The following is a 23,900-nucleotide window of genomic DNA, read 5'->3' on the forward strand; positions in this document are numbered from 1 at the left end:
GGTTTAAAATGGGATTTTCACAAAATATTTTTATCGATGGTGTTTTCGATCAATTCTATCCTTCTAATGTTGTTTATACAACCTCAACTAAAAAAACCTATTTTTTAGGGCATACTAATCAAGATTTCGCTTATTACATTTACAATGTAAATGATAAAGGTTCTATTGAGGGCTCAACACCTATTATTAAAGGAAAATTTTCATCCTACCTTAGTAATCTACAAACACTGGTTGATGTCGTCACAAATAAACAATATATCTTTGGTTTTAATTTGGTTGATAAATCAATCCAGTTTTTCAAAGTACTAGATACAGGTAATCTTGAACAACTTTATGAATTAATCATCTCTAATCCAAACTCAGCAGCTAGAACAGCATTGTACTATGCTATCAATGGAACGATATATTACTACTATCAAAATGAAAAAACAAAAGGATGGGAGATAAGTAAAGTCGCCTTCACTGATAATAAATAATATTTCACCTTAAAAAGGCATACTTAAAATAAGATAATTACACCGATTATCTTATTCTCAAATTATTAAATTAAAGTTTTTACATTAGTAAATAATAACGTAGAGAGTATAAAATATGGATATAATTCATGTACAAAATGGAACCTTCGATAAATATTTTTCAGCTACGGAGTTTTTTCATATCAATGGAAAAAGCTATTTCATTGGCATTAGTGAAGATGGTAGCTATAGGATCTACCCAATAGATAAAACTGGGGTTATCCTTGAAAAAAAAATAATATCCGAAGGAAAAGTTGAAACAAATATTTATGACTTAAATGTAATAAAAGATACATATAATGGATATATATATTTATATATAATTAATTCAGAGCAAACACTTATATCTCTATACACGATAACAGATAACCTTACCCTAGAGTTATCCTATTCTCTACGTTCTAATGTACGTAAGGTGGCAGGGATGTTTTATATAGTAAATAATAACCTATTTCAATATAGACAAAGCAGCACCACCAAAGCTTGGGAAATTCATCAATTTAATATAAATAGCCAATAAATTATTTAATATCATTAAGTTATGTAATAGCAAAATTACTATAAATACAGTAGTTTTGCTATTTCCTTGATAACTAGTATTTAATTTTTCAATTTAGGTGTACAATACCCGATTCATTAGCATCACAAGCAATAAATTTAACTAGCTAAAATGGCACTACTAATCACCAAAAAATGCATCAATTGCGATATGTGCGAACCCGAATGCCCTAATGATGCAATCTACATGGGCGATGAAATCTACGAGATCGATACAAACCTTTGTACCGAATGCGTTGGTCATTATGATAAGCCAACCTGCCAATCCGTTTGCCCAATCACAAATACCATTATCACCGATCCTGCTCATATTGAAAGCCAAGAGCAGCTATGGGATAAATTTGTGATGATCCACCATGCTGATAAAATATGATAAAAAATAACAGCCTCTTCGCCCATGACGCCTGAACCAAGCGTTCATTCAACAATAGAATCGTTATTAACCACTGTATTTTTTATCCTATAAAACAAACTCTAGCGATATAAGTTCAGCTTACGTGTTGATAAATAGGCTTACCTATCAACACGTAACTTAAATGATGTTCACATAACTGATACTTTGCACTACGAGTTCAATACCCACAAAGCAGACTTATACACTTTCTATAATCACTGTTGCGGCAGCATAGTGTCGCTCATCAGTTATTGATACATGAAAATGTGTAACTCCCATTCGCTCGGCAAGCTTCTCAGCCTCTCCCGTTAGCGTTAATAGAGGTTTACCTAGCGGATCATTAGTCACTTCAAACTGATTAAATGCTAAACCATTGCGAATACCAGTCCCTAGCGCTTTAGCCGCCGCCTCTTTAACCGCAAATCGCTTTGCCAAAAAACGGGCTGGCTGCGATTGCTGTTGAAACTGCTTGAATTCACTTTCAGTTAATATCCGCTTAGCTAAACTATCAGCAGAACGCTCTATTACCGCTTCAATCCGCGCAATTTCAACAATATCAGTACCAAGACCAACAATAGCCATTAGCTGCGAGCTTCTCTCAATAATTTTTTCATATCGGATACCGCACCTGCTAGGCCACTAAATAATGCACGACCAATAATTGCATGGCCAATATTCAATTCATAAATTTCAGGTAGCACTGCAATGCGCTGAACATTGTGATAGGTTAAACCGTGCCCTGCATTTACTTTCAAACCTTTGCCTGCCGCATACGAAACCCCATCACGAATACGACGGAATTCAATTTCTTGTTCCTGCTCGGTTTTAGCATCTGCATAAGCACCAGTGTGAATTTCAATAAAAGGTGCGCCAGATGCCTGTGCAGCATCAATTTGCGCATGGTCTGCATCAATAAACAGTGAAACTTGAATACCCGCTTCTGTAAGGCGTTTCACCGCATCTGATACTTTGTCAAACTGACCTGCTACATCCAACCCACCTTCGGTGGTGACTTCTTCTCGTTTCTCAGGCACTAAACAGCAAAAAGTAGGCTTAATACGACATGCGATTTCCACCATTTCTTCAGTCACTGCCATTTCAAGATTCATGCGTGTTTGAATGGTTTCTTTGAGTAGTTCTATATCTCTATCTGTAATATGACGGCGGTCTTCACGTAAATGCACAGTGATACCATCTGCTCCGGCTTGTTCTGCAACAAAGGCAGCTTGAACTGGATCTGGGTATTGGGTACCCCGTGCATTTCTTACGGTTGCAATATGATCGATGTTCACACCTAACAAAAGCTCAGCCATTCTCTACTCCCCAAATTAATACAGTCAAATACTCTTCAATGCCCCTATCCTACTGCAATTTCGCTACTTATGGGAATAAATCTCTGCTTCATTCGAGTACCTTTCCAAACTTATCTTTAGATTTCTGCAAATAGTTAATTTTTTGGGAAGCGGCTCGAAGAATACAATTGGACCAAACAATATCGCTCGCAATGAACGATATGTTACGCCAGACTCAACTTATGATTTGGTGGCATTAGAATTGGTAGGTATGGCAAATTGCCTAAAGAGTTCTCTACTTTTCAGTGGCTTCCCACCTAAATACGGTTTTAAAGCCATACGAGTAAATCGCTTAGCAGCTTTCAGAGTATCACTATCAGGAAATTCTCTCGCAGCTAATGCTTTAAGCTGTTTACCTGTAAAACTCAATTGGTCAATAATGAGGCTACCAATAAAACCTTTTTCTTCGCGATAGCGATAAGTCATGGTATCCGACACAGGCTCACCGCTTCCCGCACAATGCAGAAAGTCAACACCATAACCAAGGTAGGATAACAATGCTAATTCAAACTGTCTTAGTGCGAACTCAGGGGTTTTTTCACTTGCAGCAAGCACTTGTATACATGAAAGGTAATCAAAAAATAAGGCTGAATAAGGTGTACCAAACTCAATAACCCGTGTTACTAGCTCATTGAGGTATAGGCCACTATAAAGTACTGTACCGCTTAATGGGAGTGATAATGAGATTGGATCCGCATTGATCAGTGTTTTGATTTCTCCTTTGCCACCCCAACGGATCAGCAAAGGAGTAAAGGGTTGTAAACAACCCCGAAGTGGTGAACGATTTCGGCGAGCCCCTTTGGCGAGTAGACGGATCTTGCCTTCGCCTTCAGTGAAAAAATCAATTAATAAGCTCGTTTCACTGAAGGGTCTAGAATGGAGTACAAACGCTCGTTGCCAACCACTCACAGTGATCTACCTATTATTTTAGATCATCAACATAGCCTAAGCTGCGCAATGCACGTTCATCATCAGCCCAGCCAGCTTTTACTTTAACCCACAGTTCAAGGTGAACTTTGGTATCAAACAGTCTTTCCATATCGATACGTGCTTCAGTACCGATGGTTTTCAATTTGCTACCTTTATTCCCTATGACCATTTTCTTTTGGCCTTCACGTTCAACTAAAATTAGGCCATTAATGTGGAAGCCTCCCTTTTCCATTACTTTAAATTGTTCAATTTCAACAGTAACGGAATAAGGAAGTTCATCACCTAAGAAGCGCATCAATTTTTCACGAATGATTTCAGATGCCATAAAGCGCTGTGAACGATCAGTGATATAATCTTCAGGGAAGTGATGATCAGCTTCAGGAATATGTTGTTTTACAATCTTGGCGATTGTATCAACCCCTTTACCTTTTTCAGCACTAATCGGCACAACATCAAGGAAATTCATTTTTTGGCTAACAAAACCAATATGCGGAAGCAAAACCGTTTTGTCAGTTACATTATCGATTTTATTAATCGCTAATATGACTGGGCACCGAAGGCTTTTCAACTTATTGAGAACCATTTCATCATCATCAGTCCAATTCGTGCCTTCAACCACAAAAATAACTAATTCAACATCACCAATAGAACTGGATGCTGCGCGATTCATCAAACGGTTTATTGCTCGTTTTTCTTCAATATGCAAACCTGGAGTATCCACATAGATGATTTGATATTCATCTTCAGTATGGATCCCCATAATGCGATGGCGGGTTGTCTGAGGCTTTCTCGATGTAATCGAAACTTTTTGCCCCAATAGCTGGTTTAGCAGTGTTGACTTACCCACATTTGGTCGCCCAACAATAGCTACAAAGCCACAGTGGGGATGTTTTTCACTCATTCAATCTCCAAAATTTTCAATGCTTGTTCGGCAGCAGCTTGCTCAGCTTTACGACGGCTTGAACCAATTCCATTAATTGGCTGCTCAATGCCACTAACTTGGCAATGGATCGTAAATTCCTGATCATGTGCCTCACCTTTTACTTGTACAACAACATAATTAGGTAATGGCAAATGACGCCCTTGCAAATATTCTTGTAATCTCGTTTTCGGGTCTTTTTGTTTGTCACCCGGGCTAATTTCATTCAGCCTAGTTTGATACCAATCCAAAATAATTCTTTCAATTGTTTGGATATCACTATCGAGAAAGATACCGCCGATAAGTGCTTCCACTGTATCCGCTAGTATTGATTCACGGCGAAAACCGCCACTTTTTAGCTCACCAGGCCCTAAACGTAAACACTCGCCTAGTTCAAACTCACGAGCAATTTCTGCTAGCGTATTTCCACGCACTAGCGTTGCTCTCATTCGGCTCATATCACCTTCATCCACTTTAGGAAAGCGGTGATATAAATCATTTGCTATCACAAAACTTAAAATAGAATCACCAAGGAATTCTAAACGCTCATTATGCTTACTGCTCGCACTACGGTGCGTGAGCGCCTGAATCAAAAGATCATGTTGATTAAACTTATAACCAAGTTTTCGTTGTAATTGCTCAAGTAAAGAGGGGTTCATCGCGCCTAGCCATTTCTCTGATTGACAAAAAAGCACACGCAACAGACCTGTAAAAAACAAAACTGTTGCGTTTGCACTGGCTTCTAATACTTTTCCCATTGTTTAATACACAACGTGAATAAAACGATAGAAATTAATTAAAAAGCCAATAAATATTAATTAAATTATATTGTACACTGAGAAAAACAATAATGCTTCGGTTTATGTGGGTTTTGATAATAAAACCCAAATCTACCTGTCATATTTCAAGTTGCTAGGGGCTAGCTATACTCAGCTAGGCAGGTCACATAGTTTATCTATGCTTACCGCCTAGCTTCGTTTGTCGCTTACTATACAACTCGAATTATTTAGAGTATCAACTCGTTATACTTCAAATTATGATCCGATTGGTCCAATACGGCTAAAACGAATACCTGTCGGCCATTCATTCTCTTGTTTATCTAAACTTAGCCAGATAAATACAGCACGTCCAACAAGGTTCTCTTCAGGAACAAAGCCCCACATACGGCTATCAGAACTATTATCCCTATTATCACCCATCATAAAATAATGCTTTTCAGGCACAATCCATTCATTTGAAGGCATGTTAGGTTGAACATAACGCGATTCTGTAATCGCTTGACGAATAATCAAAATTTGATGCTCAACAGTATCCAATTTCTCAGTTCTTTGATATTGACGTAACGCATTACCGGGAACAGGCTGGTCAACAGGGATCTGGTAATTACCTTTTTGGCTTTCAACAACAGAATCCACATTAAAGAACATTGTCCATTCACTTGGTGCTAAAGGACCATAAGTGATGGGTAATTGTTGGGTACAGTTGTTATCTGCGCAATTTGGATAAATCGTCAATTCTTTCGCATCTGGGTTATAAACGATTTTATCACCCGGTAAACCTATCACTCGTTTTACAAAATCCACACTTGGATCTTTAGGATATTTAAAGACAGCAATATCACCACGTGATGGTTTACCTGTTTTAATTAGCGTAGTTTGCGTAATGGGATCTTTCAGACCATACGCAAACTTCTCAACCAACATAAAATCCCCAACTAATAATGTTGGCATCATTGAGCCTGATGGAATTTGAAATGGCTCATAAATAAATGAACGCACCACCAAAACAATCGCTAAAACAGGAAAAATAGAAGATCCAGTTTCAACCCATGATGGACGGCGTACCACTTTTTCCATTTCATCTTGGGTCAATGAGCCTTGGCTCGCTTCCTGTATTTGTTGCAGCTTTTTCTTCCGCGCAGGCGAAAACTTAAAGCGATCTAAACACCAGATAATCCCAGTAACCAATGTGGCTAATGTTAGGATCAAGGCAAAGGTGTTAGCCATTGAGACTCCTTGTATTATTAGTTGTCTTTACCGACATGCAAAATAGCTAAGAACGCTTCTTGAGGTAGTTCAACATTACCTACCTGTTTCATACGCTTCTTACCGTCCTTTTGCTTCTGTAACAGTTTTTTCTTACGGCTAACATCACCGCCATAACACTTAGCAAGTACGTTTTTACGTAGCTGCTTAACTGTCGATCGAGCAATAATATGGTTACCGATAGCCGCTTGAATAGCAATATCAAACTGCTGACGTGGGATCAGCTCTTTCATCTTCTCAACCAATTCACGACCACGATACTGCGAATTCGCGCGGTGCGTTATCAGCGCTAGCGCATCCACACGCTCACCATTGATCATCACATCGACACGTACCATGTCGGAAGCTTGGAAGCGTTTAAATGCATAATCTAATGATGCATAGCCACGCGAGGTCGATTTCAAACGGTCAAAGAAATCTAAAACAACTTCAGACATTGGAATATCATAAGTCAATGAGACTTGATTACCATGATAGACCATATTCGTCTGAACACCGCGTTTTTCTACACAAAGTGTAATTACGTTGCCTAAATATTCTTTAGGCATCAACATATGACACTCTGCTATAGGCTCTCGTAACTCTTCAATATTGTTTAGAGGCGGTAATTTAGCAGGGCTATCGACATAAACGACTTCACCATTAGTTTGTTCTACTTCATAAACAACCGTTGGTGCCGTAGTAATCAGGTCTAAATTATATTCACGCTCTAAACGTTCTTGGATAATCTCCATGTGGAGTAAGCCAAGGAAGCCACAACGGAAACCAAAGCCAAGCGCACTCGAGGTTTCTGGCTCATAAAATAATGAAGCATCATTGAGGCTTAATTTACCTAATGCATCACGGAAGGCTTCATAATCATCAGAACTCACAGGGAATAAACCTGCATAGACCTGTGGTTTAACCTTTTTGAACCCGGGAAGTGCTTTATCAGCAGGATTACGAGCACCAGTTAATGTATCCCCTACTGGCGCACCAGTGATGTCTTTAATTGCACAGACTAGCCAGCCCACTTCACCACAACTTAAAGAATCACGGTCAATTTGTTTTGGTGTAAAGATACCAAGACGGTCAGCATTGTATACCTGCCCAGTACTCATCACCTTAACTTTATCGCCTTTACGCAACACGCCGTTTTTAATTCGGATTAAGGAGACAACGCCCAAATAATTATCAAACCATGAGTCAATAATTAGTGCTTGTAGTGGCGCATCAACATCACCTTGCGGTGCAGGAATTGTTTGCACTAAACGCTCAATAACATCTTGTACACCAATACCTGTTTTCGCAGAACAACGTACTGCATCATGAGCATCAATGCCCACAATATCTTCAATTTCTTCGGCAACACGCTCAGGATCAGCGGCTGGTAAGTCAATTTTGTTCAGAACAGGAACGACTTCTAGATCCATTTCGATGGCGGTATAACAGTTTGCAAGCGTTTGAGCTTCCACGCCTTGCCCTGCATCAACAACCAACAAAGCACCTTCACACGCCGCTAAGGAACGAGAAACTTCATAAGAGAAGTCAACGTGGCCAGGGGTATCAATAAAGTTTAATTGATAGGTCTCACCATCAGAGGCTTTATAATCTAGCGTTACACTTTGCGCTTTGATTGTAATCCCACGTTCACGCTCTAAATCCATAGAGTCAAGAACCTGAGCTGCCATTTCCCTATCCGTTAATCCACCACAGATCTGAATAATACGATCAGACAGTGTTGATTTACCATGGTCGATGTGAGCAATGATAGAAAAGTTTCTTATGTTATTGATTTTCAAGGTAATGTCTTCTTTTAAATTGCCTACAAAATCAGCCCTGCATAAATACTTGCCGCAGAACTAAAATGCTATGATTATCACAAGATTGCTAATTAGCAGCATTTTACATAGAAGCTCCCACTAACACAAAGGTTCAATGTAAAACAACTGTAAACTACTTAGAGCCTGTTGATGAACGATTGCGGTATAAAACAAAACCGCCTGTTATCACAGGCGGTACTGACTTAGCAATCAACTTGAACGGAAAGCTCCCCAGGAGGAAGTCCTATCTGTAAGATAACTGGCTGAAATGCTGACTCGTCACGCCAGTAAGAGGCAATTTTACGCGCTAAAAAAAAGCCTAAAAAACCACCAGCAATGCCAGAGGTAGCAACCCATACTTGTTCAAAACCTGCAAGTTGTACTAATACAGCCACTAAAAATAGGCCAATTAGAGGAGTTAGATAAACCAACATCGCAGAACGTAGTAAACTCCCTTCAGGAATGCCTACCTCAACCTTTTGACCAACAACTAAAGGTTGTTCAATTTCAACTTCTAACTGATGTTCTGTATTCGGTCCTATTTTACTTAGTGCATAAGAGCCACAAGCTCCACGAGCACTACAGCTACCACATCCAGAAGAAGCGCCATAACGCAATAACGCTCTTCCTTGATGCCAACGAATCACTGTTGCCCATTCTTTTATCATCATTTACTCCTAGAAACGAATGCTTGCAGCAACTTGCTGTGCCGTAGCTAACGGCAGCTCACCTATTATGGTAATCACATTTTGTTTCTGAGTCATGGTATAAATTGTGCGGCGACCATTTTGGATTGGTTGATCTAAAGGTAGCCCTTGCTCAGCCTTAGTAATATTAACTGAGAATGTAAATAATCCATCGCTAAATAATGCGCTTTCAACTTCATCATTCTCTGCCAGTTTACGCTCTGAACGTGACACCTCTTCAAAACCTGGCGGTAAAAAACCAACTCGCCATTTAAATGACGGACTACTATTTTTCGGGGAGACTAATAGTGGCGGCAGATTAATTTTACTTAGATTGGCCAGTGAATCATTAACCGTTTTACTGTCTAAAACAGTCGATATCACTCGGAACTGCTCTATGGTTTGACTATTATTGTCTAAAAGATCAACGCGTAGCGGTAATTTAGTTTCTTCATCAATCAATAAAACATAATTAAAGCGTGAATTATCTTTAGAGATAATTCGGATCACTAACGATGGCTTATCACCGATGTGAGTTCTCCCCGCATCAATGAAATTATAATACGGCTTGATTTTATCGTAGTCAGCGAACAGCACTGACGGTAAGTTATCAACAATGTGATTACCATTTAAACTAAATGCATCAAAACCTGGCTCAAAATAGCTGATTTGTTGCCCTTTTTGCACAATCTCACGTCGAGATGAATCCATTTGGATCATCTGAGAGATGGGAACATTATTAATAATCCCATGTCGATAACGCACTGGGATAATGCTTCTGGGGCTAAAAGACATGAACGACATTTCATAGGAAAGATTTTGGGCAGCACTTCCCATCTCTTTGAAGAGAACTTCAGCATCTGGTTGAGATGCCGAAGCTTGATTATAAATAATCAGGCTGCCCGTCAGGCAGATGACGGATAACCACTTATTCATTATTGCAGTTTAACTCCTGCGGGTACTACAGCTTTGTCACTTTCATGATATTGTTGATTCAACATTGAACGTCTTTCGATTTCATACTGCTGAAGCATTGCATTAACACGTTGATTTTGCTGTTCAACTTGTTGCATTTGCTGTTCATTACCAAACAGCTGGCCATCAGAGAAGTTTAAGCTAACGGGAGCACCAGCACCAGCTGGGATCGTATTAAATACCGGTTCATCAATCACAGAATCGGATGAATTGCTTTGATTATATTGCTGTACCCCAACAATTACCGCCAGTGATACACAAGCAGCAACGCCAATCTGTGTAATTTGACTTGCCCATGGGCGTACTTTTTGCCAGAACGGCATTCCGCTCCACGTTGTTGGTTCAGGTTGCGATTCCATAACTACCTGAGGATTAATACGCACAACTTCATTCTCTAATGCTGCGGCAACTTTACCTGCTATGTCAAAATTCATGACGTCAGGGGTATCATTACGCAGAGTATCACGAATAAGATGATAGCTCTCCCAACGTTTTTGTAACGTTGAATCACATGTAATGGCGTTTACTAATTCTATATCAAGAACTTCGCCATCCATCATTGCGGAAAGTTTCTCTCTTTGCATGCCCGAATACCTTCAGTTAATTGCATCACAATTACAGTTTAATGCCCTGATTATGTTTATCTGCACTATTATACGTTGTGATCAAAAATCAATCACATGACCAATTGTTAGTGCCGTTGGATCAGTGGCTGTACTTTATTATCGATAGCTTCTCGAGCTCTAAAGATCCGCGAACGTACAGTACCCACAGGGCAATCCATAATTTCAGCGATCTCTTCATAACTTAAACCATCAAGCTCCCTGAGTGTTATTGCCATTCTTAAATCTTCAGGTAACGACTCTATGGTTCGAAAAACTACCCTTTTCAGTTCTTCAGACAACATTAAGTTCTCTGGGTTCGAAATTTCTTTTAATGCACTAGCGGTTTCGAAGTTTTCTGCATCGCTGGCCTCCAGATCTGACGCTGGTGGGCGGCGATCTTGAGCAACTAAATAATTTTTAGCTGTATTGACAGCAATACGATACAACCATGTATAAAATGCACTATCACCACGAAACGACCCAATCGCACGATAAGCTTTGATGAAAGACTCCTGAGCAACATCAGGCACATCAGCTTGAGGTACGTAACGGGAAACTAAACTTGCAACTTTGTGCTGATATTTAATCACCAGCAAGTTGAAAGCTTTTTGGTCCCCCTTTTGGACTTTTTCGACCAACATCTGGTCTGTCAGTTGCTCGCTCATTCCTGGGAAAATCTCCCGAACTCAGGCTGTAAATTTGTTAAATTGATCATCACTCCCTTCCTAAAGCAAGCATAACTTTGAGTAATAAAAATAGATGAAGTTCAATTTAATGCATAAAATTAATAAAAAACTTACAATAAAAGTCGTTTCTCACTGATAAAGGATCCTTGCGATCCGAAGAAAATCACTTTAAAACCATTTAGGTAGCATACCGCTTTATCAATATATACTCAAAATAATTCGAGGTGCAGCTAAGCAACAAGTCACCGAGTCATTAGGCACATAGATAGCTATATGGCAGCGCGAGTATATGCGACCAGCACCACTGCAACTTGAAGTATGACGTGTATAAACGTCAAGCTCAACCCACCATAATCAATAACATTAAAGACGCTTTCACAAATAGCATTGACAAGTGCGATAGGCTAACATGAAAACTCCAATTAATACTACACAGCATACAACCACTTATGAAAAACTCTACACAGCATTACACTGATATTCTTATTATTGGTAGCGGTGTCGCAGGGCTTTCTGCTGCATTGCGGCTCGCACCGTTTCATCAAGTGACTATTCTTAGTAAAAGTAAGCTAAATGAAGGCGCATCATACTACGCACAAGGCGGAATTGCTGCTGTTTTCGACGACAGTGACAGCGTTGAATCTCATGTTGAAGACACACTCATTGCAGGGGCTGGCATTTGTGAAAAGCAATCCGTTGAATTTATCGCCTCCAATGCAAAAGAATGCGTACAATGGCTGATTGATCAAGGTGTTCTCTTTGATACTGAAGTCACCGATTCTGGAACAACCCAATACCACCTCACTCGTGAAGGTGGACACAGCCACCGGCGAATACTCCACCACGCAGACGCAACAGGCAAAGAAGTTGAAACAACACTGGTCAACCTTGCTTTTTCCCATCCCAATATTCATATAAAAGAACGCTATAATGCCGTCGATCTCATTCGATCGGATAAGGTTGGTTTGTCAGGTCATACGCGTATCGTTGGTGCTTATGTGTGGAATCGACAAAAAGAACAAGTTGAAACGATCCGCGCTAAGATCATCGTGTTGGCTACTGGTGGCGCAGCAAAAGTTTATCAATATACCACCAACCCTGATATATCTTCTGGTGATGGGATAGCAATGGCATGGCGCATTGGCTGTAGCGTAGCCAACCTTGAATTCAACCAATTTCACCCGACATGCCTATTCCATCCACAAGCACGCAATTTTTTACTGACAGAAGCATTACGTGGTGAAGGCGCTTACTTAAAGCGTCCTGATGGTAGCCGTTTTATGCCTGACTATGACCAACGCGGTGAACTCGCCCCACGTGATATTGTCGCTAGAGCGATAGATCATGAAATGAAGCGCTTAGGTGCAGATTGCATGTATCTTGATATTAGCCACAAACCTGCTGACTTTATTCAAAACCATTTCCCAACTATTTACGAAAAATTACTGACATTAGGGTTAGATCTGACTAAAGAACCGATTCCTATCGTGCCCGCCGCTCACTATACCTGTGGTGGTGTTCAAGTTGATCAAAATGGCATGACAGATATTCATAATCTTTATGCAATCGGGGAAGTCAGTTATACCGGTTTACATGGTGCGAACCGCATGGCATCCAATTCATTATTAGAGTGCCTTGTTTATGGTTGGTCCGCATCCGAACATATCAAAAAAGTGATCTCGCAAGTTGCAGATATTACAACCTTGCCAGAATGGGACGATAGCTTAGTTCATAATTCAGATGAGCAAGTGATCATTCAACATAACTGGCATGAATTACGATTATTTATGTGGGATTACATGGGGATCGTCAGGACGACTAAACGGCTGGAAAGGGCTTTACGGCGGATCCATATGTTACAACAAGAAATTCATGAATATTATGCAAACTTCCGTATTTCAAATAACTTACTGGAATTAAGAAACCTTGTTCAAGTCGCTGAATTGATGGTTCGCTGTGCTCTAGAACGTAAAGAAAGTAGAGGGTTACACTATACACTAGACTACCCTGAGCAACTTGAGCACTCAGGCCCCACTATTCTCAAACCTTAAATCGATTAGTAGCCAGCGACTGTTGGCTACTAATATTTTAAATAAAACTCGCGGATCAATTGCTGAAAATCTTCGGTATAAACCTGACTATCAACCTCCTTTAATGCCAATGTTGACACATTAGGCTCTACAAAGGTCAACTTCAGGCCTAGTAGCATGCGATGAAACGCCGTGGTTGATTTATCTTGGATATTGATTCGATACGCGGTGAACCACCCTTCCTTATTTGCCATTATTTCAACTTTTTGACCGACTTCATAAGGTAAAACAAGGCATAACACCCCATCAGCGACTAAGCATTGCTTAGCACAATCAAGTAATGTTTCATGAGTCAGTGTCGCAGTATAACGGGCCTGATCACGTTGCTCTGTACTACAAGACACTGATGGCTCAAAATAAGGAGGATTACTGACAATAAGATCATATTGTTGTGGGTTAACCGCACTAAATTCAACAATATCTTGCGCAAAAACGCGCAACCGCCCAGCCCATTTTGATTCAATGAAGTTCTCTTGCGCTTGTTCTGCCGCTGCATTATCTAATTCAACAGCATCAATCAGTAATTGCGAGTTTCGTTGAGCCAACATCAAAGCAATTAACCCACTACCACAACCTATATCTAATGCTCTTTTGGCTTGTTGAACTGGTGCCCATGCTCCCAATAACACACCATCTGTTCCCACCTTCATTGCACAACGATCATGTCCAACAAAAAATTGCTTAAAGGTAAAACCACCTTTGCGATAATTTTTCTTCACGTTACTCAACCACTCTGAATAGTATATTAATTATTCAAATTCTCATTATGTGACAATTTAAAAATGAAAATATTACATTTTTTCCACAAAATAATTCTCATAGTGTGAGAATATTATTTGAGCCCAAAAATGTTTACTGCTAAGTTCGAAAAAAAGGGGATACCATGAACAGTATTAACCGAACATTGAATATTTTATCCTATATCACTGCCAGTGCGGTTCCCGTCACTCCGCAAATGATTTCTAACGAATTAAATATTCCTGTTTCCACTGTTTATCGCTTGCTAGCCATTCTCATAAACTGGGAATTTATCACATACGCTAGGCAATATGGTACGTATACTGTTGGTGCGCAGAGTATCAAAACTCAGGAAAAATACTACCAACACAGCTTACTGATGAATTCATCCAAAATTGAATTGCAGTCATTGAGTAAAAAAACCCAAGAAACGGTTGCGATTATTACCTCAAATCTATGTGAAACCATCTGTGTTGACATGATCGAAAGCTCTCAGGCACTACGTTGCTCCTTTGTGATTGGCCGCGGCAACACACTTATAAAAGGCGCTAGTGCAAAAACATTGTTAGCTTTTCGCGATGCAGACTATCAATCACTGGTATTTGAAACTCATGGCGAACAATTACAATCACCAGAGAGTATAACGCAGTTAAAGCAAGACCTGACGCAAATTCGCCAACAAGGCTATGGTGTATCTTATGGTGAAATTGATGAAGGCGTATTAGGTGTTTCCGCCCCCATTTTTAAGGGTAATGATGTCATTGCCGTGGTTTCTGTCATGGCACCTGAATTTCGCTCTACTCATCGTGTTGATGAGTTTATTGTTGAGACCTGCAAAGCAGCGCTCAATATGACCAGACTGATTAATCTGGAGTAATTATGGCAGCACCTTTTATTTGGCAAGGCCGTACTGATGGAGATACTGAAGAGCACTTACGCATCCATCAAGTCATGAATAAAAACACCCCTGCACAGTTTGCTTTAATCGGTTTTGCCTCTGATGAAGGGGTAAGGCGTAATAAAGGACGACTAGGTGCTAAAGCAGGGCCTGATGCTATTCGTCAACAATTGGCTGGACTCCCATTACATCAGCCTCTCGCGATCCGCGATGCAGGAACCGTCCGTTGTGATGATAACGATCTCGAAACCGCTCAGCGCAATCTTTCTGATCAATTGATCGCGATTTTATCATCAAATCAAACCCCTATCGTTTTAGGCGGTGGACATGAAGTTGCTTTTGCTAGCTTCCAAGGTTTATTTGACTTTGTTGCCCAAACAGAGCCAACTAAAACAATAGGTATCATTAATTTTGATGCTCACTTTGACCTCAGAACGGCAATGGAAGCGACTTCAGGAACACCTTTTTTACAATCGGCAAAATTATGCGAACAACATAATCGCCCATTTAATTATCTCTGTTTAGGTATTGCTGACCATGGCAACACTAAAGTGTTATTTGATACTGCTGATAAATTAGGGTGCCAATATATTCGTGATAGAGAGCTATCCCAAAGCCAACTACCAAAAGCAATTAATCAAATTCAGCAATTTATCGAACAAGTCGATTACCTTTATGTCACTGTTGATTTAGATGTTTTTTCTGCCTCAATTGCGCCTGGGGTAAGTGCTCCCGCAGCAAAAGGCATTAATACCGAAACATTTGATGAATTATTTGCCGTAATTAAAGCCAGTCAAAAAATTGCTGTCTTTGATATTGCTGAATGTAATCCAGAATTTGATATTGATAACCATACGTCAAAATTAGCAGCTTATTTAATTTACCAATTTTTATTCTAATAAACACACAACAATGCGACTGATAAAAACACCGTAAATTTGCAGTAATATATTTCAACTTTTCTTAAATGAAACTATAACAACAGATTTTAAGGAAAGTACTGGCAAAATAACGGTGCTACAGGGAAACTATATGAACTTTACATTACAATTAGACACCTTATCGACACTTTTACTAACCGTACTTTGCCTTCTTATGGGTATCCACCTTAAAAAACGCATTGAATGGTTACAACGCTTTTGTATTCCATCACCTGTTATTGGTGGTTTTCTTGTTAGCTTAATTATTTGGGGTTTAAAATCCTTTAATTTAGCTGAAATTCATTTTGACACCAGCCTACAAACTTTCCTAATGGTTGCCTTTTTTACCACTATCGGTATTGATGGCAGCTTCCGCATTTTAAAAAGTGGTGGACGTTTATTATTCATCTACCTATTTATCTGTTGGTTTATTGTTTTATTCCAAGATACTTTTGGTGCAGGCTTAGCGCATTTATTGGGGATCAACCCAGTAATCGGCGTTATGGCAGGTGGTGTATCACTCACTGGTGGTCATGGTGGTGCCGCAGCTTTCGGTCAAATGGCTGAAGGGCTTGGCGTACAGTCCGCAACCGTAGCTGCTATTGCGGCGGCGACCTTTGGCTTAATTACTGGTAGCTTATTAGGCGGACCAATTGCGTCTTATTTAATAAAAAAACATAACGTCGTTATTGAAGCTGATGAAACCATTAAAAGCCCAAAAGTGACCGAGACGATCGCCAGCAAAATTGAATCGATTGACGCTCATGCATTTTTAAAAATGCTTGCATTAGTGCTGGGTATTATGGTTATTGGTCAATTCGCCTCAGCTCAATTCACTAAAGCAACGGGTTTTTCATTACCAAGTTATGTTGGAGCGATGATCATTGCTATCGTGATCCGCAATATCAACGATCAGGTTAATTTATTTAAAATTAACCAAAAATCTGTTGATTTAATTTCTGAAGTTTCTTTAGGACTCTTTTTAACGATGGCAATGATGTCGCTAAAAATTTGGGAACTAAAAGAAGTGGCTTTACCACTGTTTATTATCCTGTTTGCCCAAGTTGTGATACTTATTTTACTCGTCATATTCGTTATCTTTAAATTACTCGGTAAAAATTATGACGCAGCGGTTATGTGCTCTGGTTTAATGGGGCATGGATTAGGTGCAACACCTAATGCAATGGCTAATATGTCTTCAGTTTGTGAACGTTATAAACAAGTTTCTATGAAAGCGTTTATGATTGTTCCATTAAGTGGTGCAGTACTGATTGACCTAGTCGGCATCCCATATCATACATGGTTAATTAACATTCTGAGTTAACTTCTCTCAACTCAAAATAATTCGAGTTGTAGATAGACGAGCCGATAAGTATGAGTAAATAATGTGATTTGGATAGCTGAGCCTAGTTAACACTCCTACAACTTGGAATATAACGAGTACTATCGCGTGCTTTCACCTCGGAAAGCACGCTTTCTGGCAATATTACTGCCCGCTGCATACAAAAACAGGTACACTTTACCAAAAGATGCATATTTTCAGATGAACAATTTGGCTAACCTGTTTATAATCAGCGCCCCAAATAGAGGTATATCATGACTGCAACCACATTTTCTGAACTTGAACTAGATGAAAGCCTGATCAACGCGCTGGCAGATAAAGGCTATGAACGCCCAACTGCGATTCAGGCAGCCGCCATCCCTGCTGCAATGGATGGTCGTGATGTTTTAGGTTCAGCTCCCACTGGCACCGGCAAAACTGCCGCATTCTTACTGCCAGCTATCCAACATTTACTCGATTTTCCAAGAAAAAAATCAGGTCCTCCGCGGGTGCTTGTTTTAACACCAACCCGTGAATTGGCAATGCAGGTTGCAGATCAAGCAAGAGAATTATGTGCTCATAATCACCTTGATATCGCCACGATTACTGGCGGCGTTGCGTATATGAACCACGCCGAAGTTTTTAGTGAAAACCAAGATATTGTTGTCGCTACCACAGGTCGCCTACTGCAATACATAAAAGAAGAAAATTTTGACTGCCGTGCAGTAGAAATTTTGATCCTTGATGAAGCTGACCGCATGTTAGATATGGGCTTTGCCAATGATATTGAGACTATCGCAGGTGAAACTCGTTGGCGCAAACAAACCATGCTGTTTTCAGCTACCCTTGAAGGGGAAGCTATTCGTGATTTTTCTGAACGCTTGTTAGAAGATCCGATTGAAATCGATGCTGAATCATCACGTCGTGAACGTAAAAAAATACAGCAATTTTACTACCGCGCAGATACGCTAGAGCATAAAACAGCTTTACTATGTCATCTCATAAAACAAGACGATGTGACTAAATCAATTGTTTTTGTACGTAAGCGTGAACGAATTCGTGAAGTCGTACAATGGCTGCGCGATGCAGGTATTGAGCCTTGCTATCTTGAAGGTGAGATGGTTCAAGCAAAAAGAAATGAAGCGGTACGCCGCCTTGTAAGTGGGCAAGTCAAAGTTTTAGTTGCGACTGACGTAGCCTCTCGCGGCTTAGATATCGATGATGTTAGCCATGTGTTTAACTTTGATATGCCGCGCACTGCGGATGTCTATATACACCGTATCGGCCGCACAGGAAGGGCTGGTAAAAAAGGAACAGCAATCTCATTGATTGAGGCTCATGACTATCCTTTATTTGGTAAAGTCACTCGCTATATTGAAGATCCAATCAAAATGCGTGTTGTTGATTCTTTACGTCCAACCACTAAAGCACCTTCAGAAGCTATGATGAATAAACCAAAACCATCTAAGAAAGTGCTAGCAAAACGTAAAGAAAAGAAAAAAGAAGAAGAGTCTAAAAAGAAAGCAAAAGTTCGTCTTCGTGATAAAAAGAACATCGGTAAACGCCGTAAACCAGCAACCACTTCAGCGACACCAACGACTAATAAAACTGAATAAATTTAAAAACGGGCTTAGCCCGTTTTTTATTGCATCATTAACGTCAATTTTTCACGCAATAACCTTCCCTGTGGTGATAAATAATCCGCTTTAATCATATGATTTTCCAATACATCAAGACAATCATAACCTTGATGATTTTTAATTCGCCAATCCGCCCCTTGAGCCAGTAAAAACTCAGCGACTAATAATGCATAACAGCCTAAAGCATCATGGAGTGGCGTATTACCCGTACTGTCTACCGCATTTATTTCACACCCTTCCGCTAATAAGATTGCAGTTTGCTCTAACCGCCCAGATTGCGCGGCAAGGTGTAAAAAGGTTCGTTCATTTCCTAAGTGTACTTTTTTAATATCACTCGCATATGAAGAAGCCAAAAGAACCTTCATAAATTCAGGATCCGTTGATCTCACAGAGTATCCAACCAACTTATCAAGATGAACTGGTTTATTACCAACTGAGATCAAATTGGTGAATCCAGCAATATTGCCCTGTTTAATACTGTTTTCGCAACAACCTTGCCAACAATCGGTTTGATCATCATGAAAAAATGATAATCCGTAACTAAACTGCTCTAATTGAACCTCAATATCATCGTTAACTACCCTACTGTCATTCTCCCATGGTGTAAAATGACACATCATTTTGAGAATTTTAGGCATACCATGCGCAATGAAATTCCGCGTCAATAAACGATGAGGAAGCCAATCTCGCCATGTTTTACCTTCATTGTAGTAATCTAATATGATCTTATTACCTAGTGCAGGAGGAAATGGCTTTAATGATTGAAGTAAATCCAACCAATCATATCGAACAACATAAAAACGAACGAGGCCGTCATTTGCGATTTGTTTTGCTTTTTCATAATCCATACCAATTCTTTGGATCGTATTTTTAGCAACTCCCGCAGAACTAAAAGCAATACAAGGCGTATTACTCGCAAGAGCGGCAAATGTTGCCAATCCTCCTCCTAACGAGTGGCCAACACAAATCATATTTCCCTTAGATACTTTATAAAGAATATTGGTTAAATTGACCGCTTGAAAATATTGAGGTTCATAGTAGCCAAGTCCTTGCCGGATATCCGCATAAAAATCAACTAACTCATCTGAACCAGCGAAGCAAATAATATACAACTCATTAAAACGACAAATATTTGCTTCAAATCCTGTTGATGTATCACGTAATAAAATTGAATCAATACCAATTTCATGTAGTTGCGTATGATTAAGTCGTTCAACACCATGCATAGTTTCCCAATCTTTGAAATAAACGCCACTCGCAATTAACCCAATAAGATAATCATAAGATTGAGATTGGCGCCCAAAAAGTTTCTCAGGCGATAAATCATCAGACCATTTTGCAGCTTTAGAACATAGAGCAAATGAATTATTCTTTTTTTGATAAATATTAATGCTTTCCCGAATTAACGATATCTCATTAGCAGATTGAATTTGAATACTACTATTAATATGAGGCATAGATTCTCCCGATGAAAGTGAAGTAAGGGAGATCATTAAAGGGGAAATTTTAAGAGGAAAAAACAATGTACTTTATTAGTGAAGAATAAAAAAGCCATTAAATTCAATGGCTTTTTTAATTAGTTTTAGACTAATACTTATATTTGGAATGATACGCTGACTACAAACTTTCAGTAAAAGTACGAGTAATAACATCACGTTGCTGCTCTGGTGTCAGTGAATTAAAACGCACTGCATAACCAGAAACACGAATAGTTAACTGAGGGTATTTTTCAGGATTTTTAACTGCATCTTCTAACGTTTCACGACTTAAAACGTTAACATTCAGATGTTGGCCACCTTCAACACGTACAGTCGGCTTAACTTCTAAAGGAACTTCACGATACTCAAACGTACCAAGTTCATCTTTAGCAACGATTTGCCCTTCATTATAATCAGCTTTTGCACACACACAGCGTGCTTCATTTTTTTCTTCATCCAGTAACCAGAACGAGTTTAATAGCGCTGCATTATCAGTTTTAGTAATTTGAATACCAGTAATCATGTCGACCTCCACTTTCAGGTAGGATTAAGATCAATCCCATAATTTAACTGTCGATTATATATACTCTAAATAGTTCAAGATGCAGGTAGGCAACAAGCGAAGATAGCCAAGGAGCATAGATAACTATGTGACTCGGTTAGCTAAGCGCAGTCAACAACCCTACCTCTTGAAGTATGACGAGTAAAATTGGTCTAACCAATATCTCTACACACTATATACCAGCTAGCCACCACAGCTTCCTTGATATTTATCAATAATTTCGAGTGGCAATTAACCGTTAATAGGCCAACACCCTGTTTTAAATCAATTTTAACAAATCACTTAAATCAATATTTTTTACTAATATTCAAAAATATTTGAAACCAATTAATGAAAACGGGACTTTATCTCTTACAATCAAACCAGTAAGCTTATAGCTATAATTTGATTGTTATAGGAATTTTCATGGCAAATATCCCAACTTGGCATGACGTCATTGGCTCAGAAAAAACACAAGCCTACTTTACTGATACGCTCGCCTATGTTGCTAATGAACGTCAGAAAGGAAAAATCATTTACCCACCACAAGCAGATGTATTTAATGCATTTAGATACACCGAACTTGCCGATGTAAAAGTGGTTATCTTAGGCCAAGATCCGTACCATGGCCCAGGGCAAGCGCATGGTCTATCTTTTTCAGTTCTTCCTGGCATTAAACCACCACCATCACTGGTTAATATGTATAAAGAATTAGAAAAAGATATTCCTAACTTCCAACGTCCCGATCATGGTTATCTGCTCAGCTGGGCTCAACAAGGTGTTCTGCTACTCAATACCGTGTTAACTGTCGAACAAGGCAATGCCCACTCACATGCCCATCTAGGCTGGGAAACATTTACTGATAAAGTTATCGCCGCTATTAATGAAAATAGAGAAGGTGTCGTTTTTTTACTGTGGGGCTCACACGCTCAGAAGAAAGGCCGCATAATTGATAGCAAACGCCATCATATTTTAAAAGCCCCACACCCTTCACCACTTTCAGCACACCGTGGATTTTTAGGCTGTGGGCATTTCTCACAAACCAATCAATTATTAGAGCAGCAAGGGCTTACGCCTATCAATTGGCAGCCAAAAATTGACAATTAATTTTTATAGATACAAAAAACCGGGTATAACACCCGGTTTCTTCGATATGTTATTTAGAAACGATAACCATTGCAGGCCGCAATAAACGACCATTTAACACATAGCCTTTTTGCATAACATCAATAACTTGATTTGGTTGATGCTCAGGTGATTCAATCATCGTCATTGCTTGGTGCACTTCAGGGTTAAATGCGACGTTCGATTCTCCAACCACTTCAATACCAAACTTACCAACAGCGCTTAGGAAAGTTTTCAGCGTTAAATCCAATCCTTCTACCATTGCTTTTGATGTTTCACTTTCATGATCAGCCGCTTCAATAGCACGCTCTAAATTATCGATAACAGGCAATAGCTCATTTGAAAATTTCTCAAGTGCAAACTTGTGCGCCTTCTCAATGTCTTGTTCTGTACGACGACGAATATTTTCAATTTCAGCATGAGCACGAAGCATTGCTTCACGCTCTACTTTTTGAGATGCTGCAAGTTGCTCTTCAAGCTCAGCAATACGCGCTGCCAACGCTTGCACTTCTGCTTGTTGATCTGCCGGCTGTGCTTCTTGCTCTAGCTCCGATTTTTGTGCTTCATTTAGCTCAGGGGCTTGCTCATCATGCATGTTTTGTTCTTTACTACTCATGAATATCTCCGCGTATTTAGCATTAATCCCATTTATTAGAGTATTATGGGGATATAAAACAGGGATTCAAGGGAAGTCATGTAATGAGAGGCCAAAAAAATATGCGTAAGGACAAAAGCTCGCAAAAGACACTTTTTCGAACTATCGGTATTGTTGGCCATCCGCGCCACCCCGAAGCTTTGGCGACCCATGAATTAATCTATAATTGGCTGTTATCCAAAAACTACCACGCGATTATTGATAAACAAGTTGCCAAAGACTTAAAACTCCATAATGCTAATACTGGGAACCTCACCGAAATCGGTCAACAGGCTGATTTAGTTATTGTTGTTGGCGGTGATGGTAATATGCTTGGAGCAGCTAGGATCTTATCTCGCTACAATAATAAAGTCATTGGCATCAACCGTGGAAACCTTGGTTTTCTCACCGATCTTGACCCCGATAACGCGTTACAGCAACTTTCTCGGGTACTTGATGGCGAATACCATGAAGAGCAACGTTTTTTACTCGAAGCACAAGTCATAAAACCTAATCAAAAGGCCCGCAAAAGTAGTGCAATCAATGAGGTCGTATTACACCCCGGTAAAGTCGCTCATATGATCGAATTTGAAGTTTACATTGATGAACGTTTTGCATTCTCACAACGCTCGGATGGGTTAATTATTGCAACCCCAACAGGCTCTACTGCTTACTCTCTTTCTGCTGGTGGCCCTATTCTTACGCCTAATTTAGATGCTATCGTTTTAGTACCTATGTTTCCACATACACTTTCGTCACGCCCGCTAGTAATCAGTAGCAACAGTAGCATTCGTTTGAAATTTCTACGTACTAATATTGATTACGAAGTGAGTTGTGATAGCCAGATCATGTTACCAATACAAGATGGAGAGGAAGTCATTGTACAGCGTAGTAACAAAAACCTGAACCTCATCCACCCAAAAGATTATAATTATTTCAATACATTAAGTTCAAAATTAGGATGGGCTAAAAAAACTTTCTAATTTTTATCATCTGCCTCTTTACTGTATAAAAAAACAGGATAAACTGTATAGAAACACAGGTGTGT

General features: G+C 39.5%; 25 protein-coding genes. 10 read left to right on the forward strand and 15 right to left on the reverse strand.

The features are described 5' to 3' along the window. The first annotated feature begins 8 nt into the window (after positions 1-8). The 3 genes from SC428_RS18075 to SC428_RS18085 all read left to right on the forward strand — a co-directional run bounded on the left by SC428_RS18075 (position 9) and on the right by SC428_RS18085 (position 1,446). Complete coding sequence (locus tag SC428_RS18075; RefSeq protein ID WP_140180279.1) at positions 9-476, forward strand: XRE family transcriptional regulator; 468 nt, start codon at positions 9-11, stop codon at positions 474-476. A 115-nt stretch (positions 477-591) separates the two neighbouring features. Continuing rightward, on the forward strand, positions 592-1,035 hold the full coding sequence (locus SC428_RS18080; protein WP_140186447.1) for a hypothetical protein: 444 nt from the start codon (positions 592-594) through the stop codon (positions 1,033-1,035). Positions 1,036-1,185: 150 nt separating this feature from the next. After that, a complete protein-coding gene (locus SC428_RS18085; RefSeq protein WP_070930041.1) occupies positions 1,186-1,446 on the forward strand; it encodes a YfhL family 4Fe-4S dicluster ferredoxin in 261 nt (86 codons plus the stop codon). A gap of 219 nt (positions 1,447-1,665) precedes the next feature. Here the strand turns inward: SC428_RS18085 and acpS are convergent, their stop codons facing one another. The 11 genes from acpS to rpoE all read right to left on the reverse strand — a co-directional run bounded on the left by acpS (position 1,666) and on the right by rpoE (position 11,446). Next, positions 1,666-2,049 (reverse strand): holo-ACP synthase, encoded by a 384-nt coding sequence (acpS, locus tag SC428_RS18090; protein WP_070930040.1) that lies wholly within the window; start codon positions 2,047-2,049, stop codon positions 1,666-1,668. Continuing rightward, the gene (gene pdxJ, locus SC428_RS18095) at positions 2,049-2,780 is read right to left on the reverse strand and encodes a pyridoxine 5'-phosphate synthase (RefSeq protein ID WP_070930039.1); all 732 of its coding nucleotides are present in this window, start codon (positions 2,778-2,780) and stop codon (positions 2,049-2,051) included. Before pdxJ ends, acpS begins: the two co-directional genes overlap by 1 nt. Positions 2,781-2,999: 219 nt before the next feature. Next, positions 3,000-3,728 carry a DNA repair protein RecO gene (gene recO, locus SC428_RS18100; protein WP_070930038.1) on the reverse strand — a complete coding sequence of 243 codons (729 nt, stop codon included), beginning with the start codon at positions 3,726-3,728 and terminating at the stop codon, positions 3,000-3,002. Positions 3,729-3,741: 13 nt separating this feature from the next. Beyond that, complete coding sequence (gene era, locus SC428_RS18105; protein WP_070930037.1) at positions 3,742-4,650, reverse strand: GTPase Era; 909 nt, start codon at positions 4,648-4,650, stop codon at positions 3,742-3,744. Beyond that, positions 4,647-5,327, reverse strand: a complete 681-nt coding sequence (gene rnc, locus SC428_RS18110; protein WP_070930089.1) for a ribonuclease III — start codon at positions 5,325-5,327, stop codon at positions 4,647-4,649. The genes era and rnc overlap by 4 nt, the downstream gene beginning before the upstream one ends. A gap of 375 nt (positions 5,328-5,702) precedes the next feature. Then, positions 5,703-6,674, reverse strand: a complete 972-nt coding sequence (gene lepB / locus SC428_RS18115) for a signal peptidase I (RefSeq protein WP_070930036.1) — start codon at positions 6,672-6,674, stop codon at positions 5,703-5,705. A 17-nt stretch (positions 6,675-6,691) separates the two neighbouring features. Continuing rightward, positions 6,692-8,488, reverse strand: a complete 1,797-nt coding sequence (gene lepA / locus SC428_RS18120; RefSeq protein ID WP_070930088.1) for a translation elongation factor 4 — start codon at positions 8,486-8,488, stop codon at positions 6,692-6,694. A 230-nt stretch (positions 8,489-8,718) separates the two neighbouring features. Continuing rightward, the gene (rseC, locus tag SC428_RS18125; protein WP_070930035.1) at positions 8,719-9,183 is read right to left on the reverse strand and encodes a SoxR-reducing system protein RseC; all 465 of its coding nucleotides are present in this window, start codon (positions 9,181-9,183) and stop codon (positions 8,719-8,721) included. Positions 9,184-9,192: 9 nt separating this feature from the next. Further along, positions 9,193-10,137 carry a sigma-E factor regulatory protein RseB gene (gene rseB, locus SC428_RS18130; RefSeq protein WP_070930034.1) on the reverse strand — a complete coding sequence of 315 codons (945 nt, stop codon included), beginning with the start codon at positions 10,135-10,137 and terminating at the stop codon, positions 9,193-9,195. Beyond that, entirely contained in the window at positions 10,137-10,760 is a 624-nt protein-coding gene (gene rseA, locus SC428_RS18135; RefSeq protein ID WP_070930033.1) for an anti-sigma-E factor RseA, read from the reverse strand. The genes rseB and rseA overlap by 1 nt, the downstream gene beginning before the upstream one ends. 107 nt (positions 10,761-10,867) lie before the next feature. Continuing rightward, a complete protein-coding gene (gene rpoE, locus SC428_RS18140; protein WP_070930032.1) occupies positions 10,868-11,446 on the reverse strand; it encodes an RNA polymerase sigma factor RpoE in 579 nt (192 codons plus the stop codon). Between the two features lie 470 nt (positions 11,447-11,916). Here rpoE and nadB point away from each other — a divergent pair, with 470 nt between their 5' ends. Beyond that, positions 11,917-13,518, forward strand: a complete 1,602-nt coding sequence (gene nadB / locus SC428_RS18145; RefSeq protein WP_318709457.1) for an L-aspartate oxidase — start codon at positions 11,917-11,919, stop codon at positions 13,516-13,518. Positions 13,519-13,547: 29 nt separating this feature from the next. On the opposite strand, the gene trmN is transcribed toward nadB, so the two are convergent. Next, positions 13,548-14,285, reverse strand: coding sequence for a tRNA(1)(Val) (adenine(37)-N(6))-methyltransferase TrmN (trmN, locus tag SC428_RS18150; protein ID WP_283125693.1), 738 nt, complete (start codon positions 14,283-14,285; stop codon positions 13,548-13,550). A 155-nt stretch (positions 14,286-14,440) separates the two neighbouring features. Here trmN and SC428_RS18155 point away from each other — a divergent pair, with 155 nt between their 5' ends. The 4 genes from SC428_RS18155 to srmB all read left to right on the forward strand — a co-directional run bounded on the left by SC428_RS18155 (position 14,441) and on the right by srmB (position 19,050). Further along, complete coding sequence (locus SC428_RS18155) at positions 14,441-15,172, forward strand: IclR family transcriptional regulator (protein WP_318709459.1); 732 nt, start codon at positions 14,441-14,443, stop codon at positions 15,170-15,172. A gap of 2 nt (positions 15,173-15,174) precedes the next feature. Beyond that, entirely contained in the window at positions 15,175-16,092 is a 918-nt protein-coding gene (gene hutG / locus SC428_RS18160) for a formimidoylglutamase (protein WP_070930028.1), read from the forward strand. Positions 16,093-16,225: 133 nt separating this feature from the next. Beyond that, on the forward strand, positions 16,226-17,437 hold the full coding sequence (gene gltS, locus SC428_RS18165; RefSeq protein ID WP_140180265.1) for a sodium/glutamate symporter: 1,212 nt from the start codon (positions 16,226-16,228) through the stop codon (positions 17,435-17,437). A gap of 272 nt (positions 17,438-17,709) precedes the next feature. Next, positions 17,710-19,050 (forward strand): ATP-dependent RNA helicase SrmB, encoded by a 1,341-nt coding sequence (srmB, locus tag SC428_RS18170; protein ID WP_283125692.1) that lies wholly within the window; start codon positions 17,710-17,712, stop codon positions 19,048-19,050. A 26-nt stretch (positions 19,051-19,076) separates the two neighbouring features. On the opposite strand, the gene SC428_RS18175 is transcribed toward srmB, so the two are convergent. Both SC428_RS18175 and grcA read right to left on the reverse strand, forming a co-directional pair. Beyond that, positions 19,077-20,531 carry an ankyrin repeat domain-containing protein gene (locus SC428_RS18175; protein WP_070930027.1) on the reverse strand — a complete coding sequence of 485 codons (1,455 nt, stop codon included), beginning with the start codon at positions 20,529-20,531 and terminating at the stop codon, positions 19,077-19,079. Positions 20,532-20,691: 160 nt separating this feature from the next. Further along, positions 20,692-21,075: an autonomous glycyl radical cofactor GrcA gene (gene grcA / locus SC428_RS18180; protein ID WP_070930026.1), complete on the reverse strand. Its 384-nt coding sequence runs from the start codon at positions 21,073-21,075 to the stop codon at positions 20,692-20,694. A gap of 444 nt (positions 21,076-21,519) precedes the next feature. On the opposite strand from grcA, the gene ung reads away from it, so the two are divergent. After that, positions 21,520-22,200: a uracil-DNA glycosylase gene (gene ung / locus SC428_RS18185; protein ID WP_070930025.1), complete on the forward strand. Its 681-nt coding sequence runs from the start codon at positions 21,520-21,522 to the stop codon at positions 22,198-22,200. A 49-nt stretch (positions 22,201-22,249) separates the two neighbouring features. Here the strand turns inward: ung and grpE are convergent, their stop codons facing one another. Further along, a complete protein-coding gene (gene grpE / locus SC428_RS18190; RefSeq protein ID WP_140180259.1) occupies positions 22,250-22,834 on the reverse strand; it encodes a nucleotide exchange factor GrpE in 585 nt (194 codons plus the stop codon). 101 nt (positions 22,835-22,935) lie between these two features. On the opposite strand from grpE, the gene nadK reads away from it, so the two are divergent. Continuing rightward, positions 22,936-23,835 (forward strand): NAD(+) kinase, encoded by a 900-nt coding sequence (nadK, locus tag SC428_RS18195; RefSeq protein WP_070930087.1) that lies wholly within the window; start codon positions 22,936-22,938, stop codon positions 23,833-23,835. Positions 23,836-23,900: the final 65 nt, after the last annotated feature.

The sequence above is a fragment of the Providencia sp. 2023EL-00965 genome, assembly GCF_033550225.1.
Taxonomy (GTDB): Bacteria; Pseudomonadota; Gammaproteobacteria; order Enterobacterales; family Enterobacteriaceae; genus Providencia; species Providencia manganoxydans.

Bases quoted from the DNA above. Each gene is read 5' to 3' on its own strand.
- SC428_RS18075 (WP_140180279.1), top strand. From the start codon at position 9: ATGGGATTTTCACAAAATATTTTTATCGATGGTGTTTTCGATCAATTC.
- SC428_RS18080 (WP_140186447.1), top strand. From the start codon at position 592: ATGGATATAATTCATGTACAAAATGGAACCTTCGATAAATATTTTTCA.
- SC428_RS18085 (WP_070930041.1), top strand. From the start codon at position 1,186: ATGGCACTACTAATCACCAAAAAATGCATCAATTGCGATATGTGCGAA.
- acpS (WP_070930040.1), bottom strand. From the start codon at position 2,049: ATGGCTATTGTTGGTCTTGGTACTGATATTGTTGAAATTGCGCGGATT.
- pdxJ (WP_070930039.1), bottom strand. From the start codon at position 2,780: ATGGCTGAGCTTTTGTTAGGTGTGAACATCGATCATATTGCAACCGTA.
- era (WP_070930037.1), bottom strand. From the start codon at position 4,650: ATGAGTGAAAAACATCCCCACTGTGGCTTTGTAGCTATTGTTGGGCGA.
- rnc (WP_070930089.1), bottom strand. From the start codon at position 5,327: ATGAACCCCTCTTTACTTGAGCAATTACAACGAAAACTTGGTTATAAG.
- lepB (WP_070930036.1), bottom strand. From the start codon at position 6,674: ATGGCTAACACCTTTGCCTTGATCCTAACATTAGCCACATTGGTTACT.
- rseC (WP_070930035.1), bottom strand. From the start codon at position 9,183: ATGATAAAAGAATGGGCAACAGTGATTCGTTGGCATCAAGGAAGAGCG.
- rseB (WP_070930034.1), bottom strand. From the start codon at position 10,137: ATGAATAAGTGGTTATCCGTCATCTGCCTGACGGGCAGCCTGATTATT.
- rseA (WP_070930033.1), bottom strand. From the start codon at position 10,760: ATGCAAAGAGAGAAACTTTCCGCAATGATGGATGGCGAAGTTCTTGAT.
- rpoE (WP_070930032.1), bottom strand. From the start codon at position 11,446: ATGAGCGAGCAACTGACAGACCAGATGTTGGTCGAAAAAGTCCAAAAG.
- nadB (WP_318709457.1), top strand. From the start codon at position 11,917: ATGAAAAACTCTACACAGCATTACACTGATATTCTTATTATTGGTAGC.
- SC428_RS18155 (WP_318709459.1), top strand. From the start codon at position 14,441: ATGAACAGTATTAACCGAACATTGAATATTTTATCCTATATCACTGCC.
- hutG (WP_070930028.1), top strand. From the start codon at position 15,175: ATGGCAGCACCTTTTATTTGGCAAGGCCGTACTGATGGAGATACTGAA.
- gltS (WP_140180265.1), top strand. From the start codon at position 16,226: ATGAACTTTACATTACAATTAGACACCTTATCGACACTTTTACTAACC.
- srmB (WP_283125692.1), top strand. From the start codon at position 17,710: ATGACTGCAACCACATTTTCTGAACTTGAACTAGATGAAAGCCTGATC.
- SC428_RS18175 (WP_070930027.1), bottom strand. From the start codon at position 20,531: ATGCCTCATATTAATAGTAGTATTCAAATTCAATCTGCTAATGAGATA.
- grcA (WP_070930026.1), bottom strand. From the start codon at position 21,075: ATGATTACTGGTATTCAAATTACTAAAACTGATAATGCAGCGCTATTA.
- ung (WP_070930025.1), top strand. From the start codon at position 21,520: ATGGCAAATATCCCAACTTGGCATGACGTCATTGGCTCAGAAAAAACA.
- grpE (WP_140180259.1), bottom strand. From the start codon at position 22,834: ATGAGTAGTAAAGAACAAAACATGCATGATGAGCAAGCCCCTGAGCTA.
- nadK (WP_070930087.1), top strand. From the start codon at position 22,936: ATGCGTAAGGACAAAAGCTCGCAAAAGACACTTTTTCGAACTATCGGT.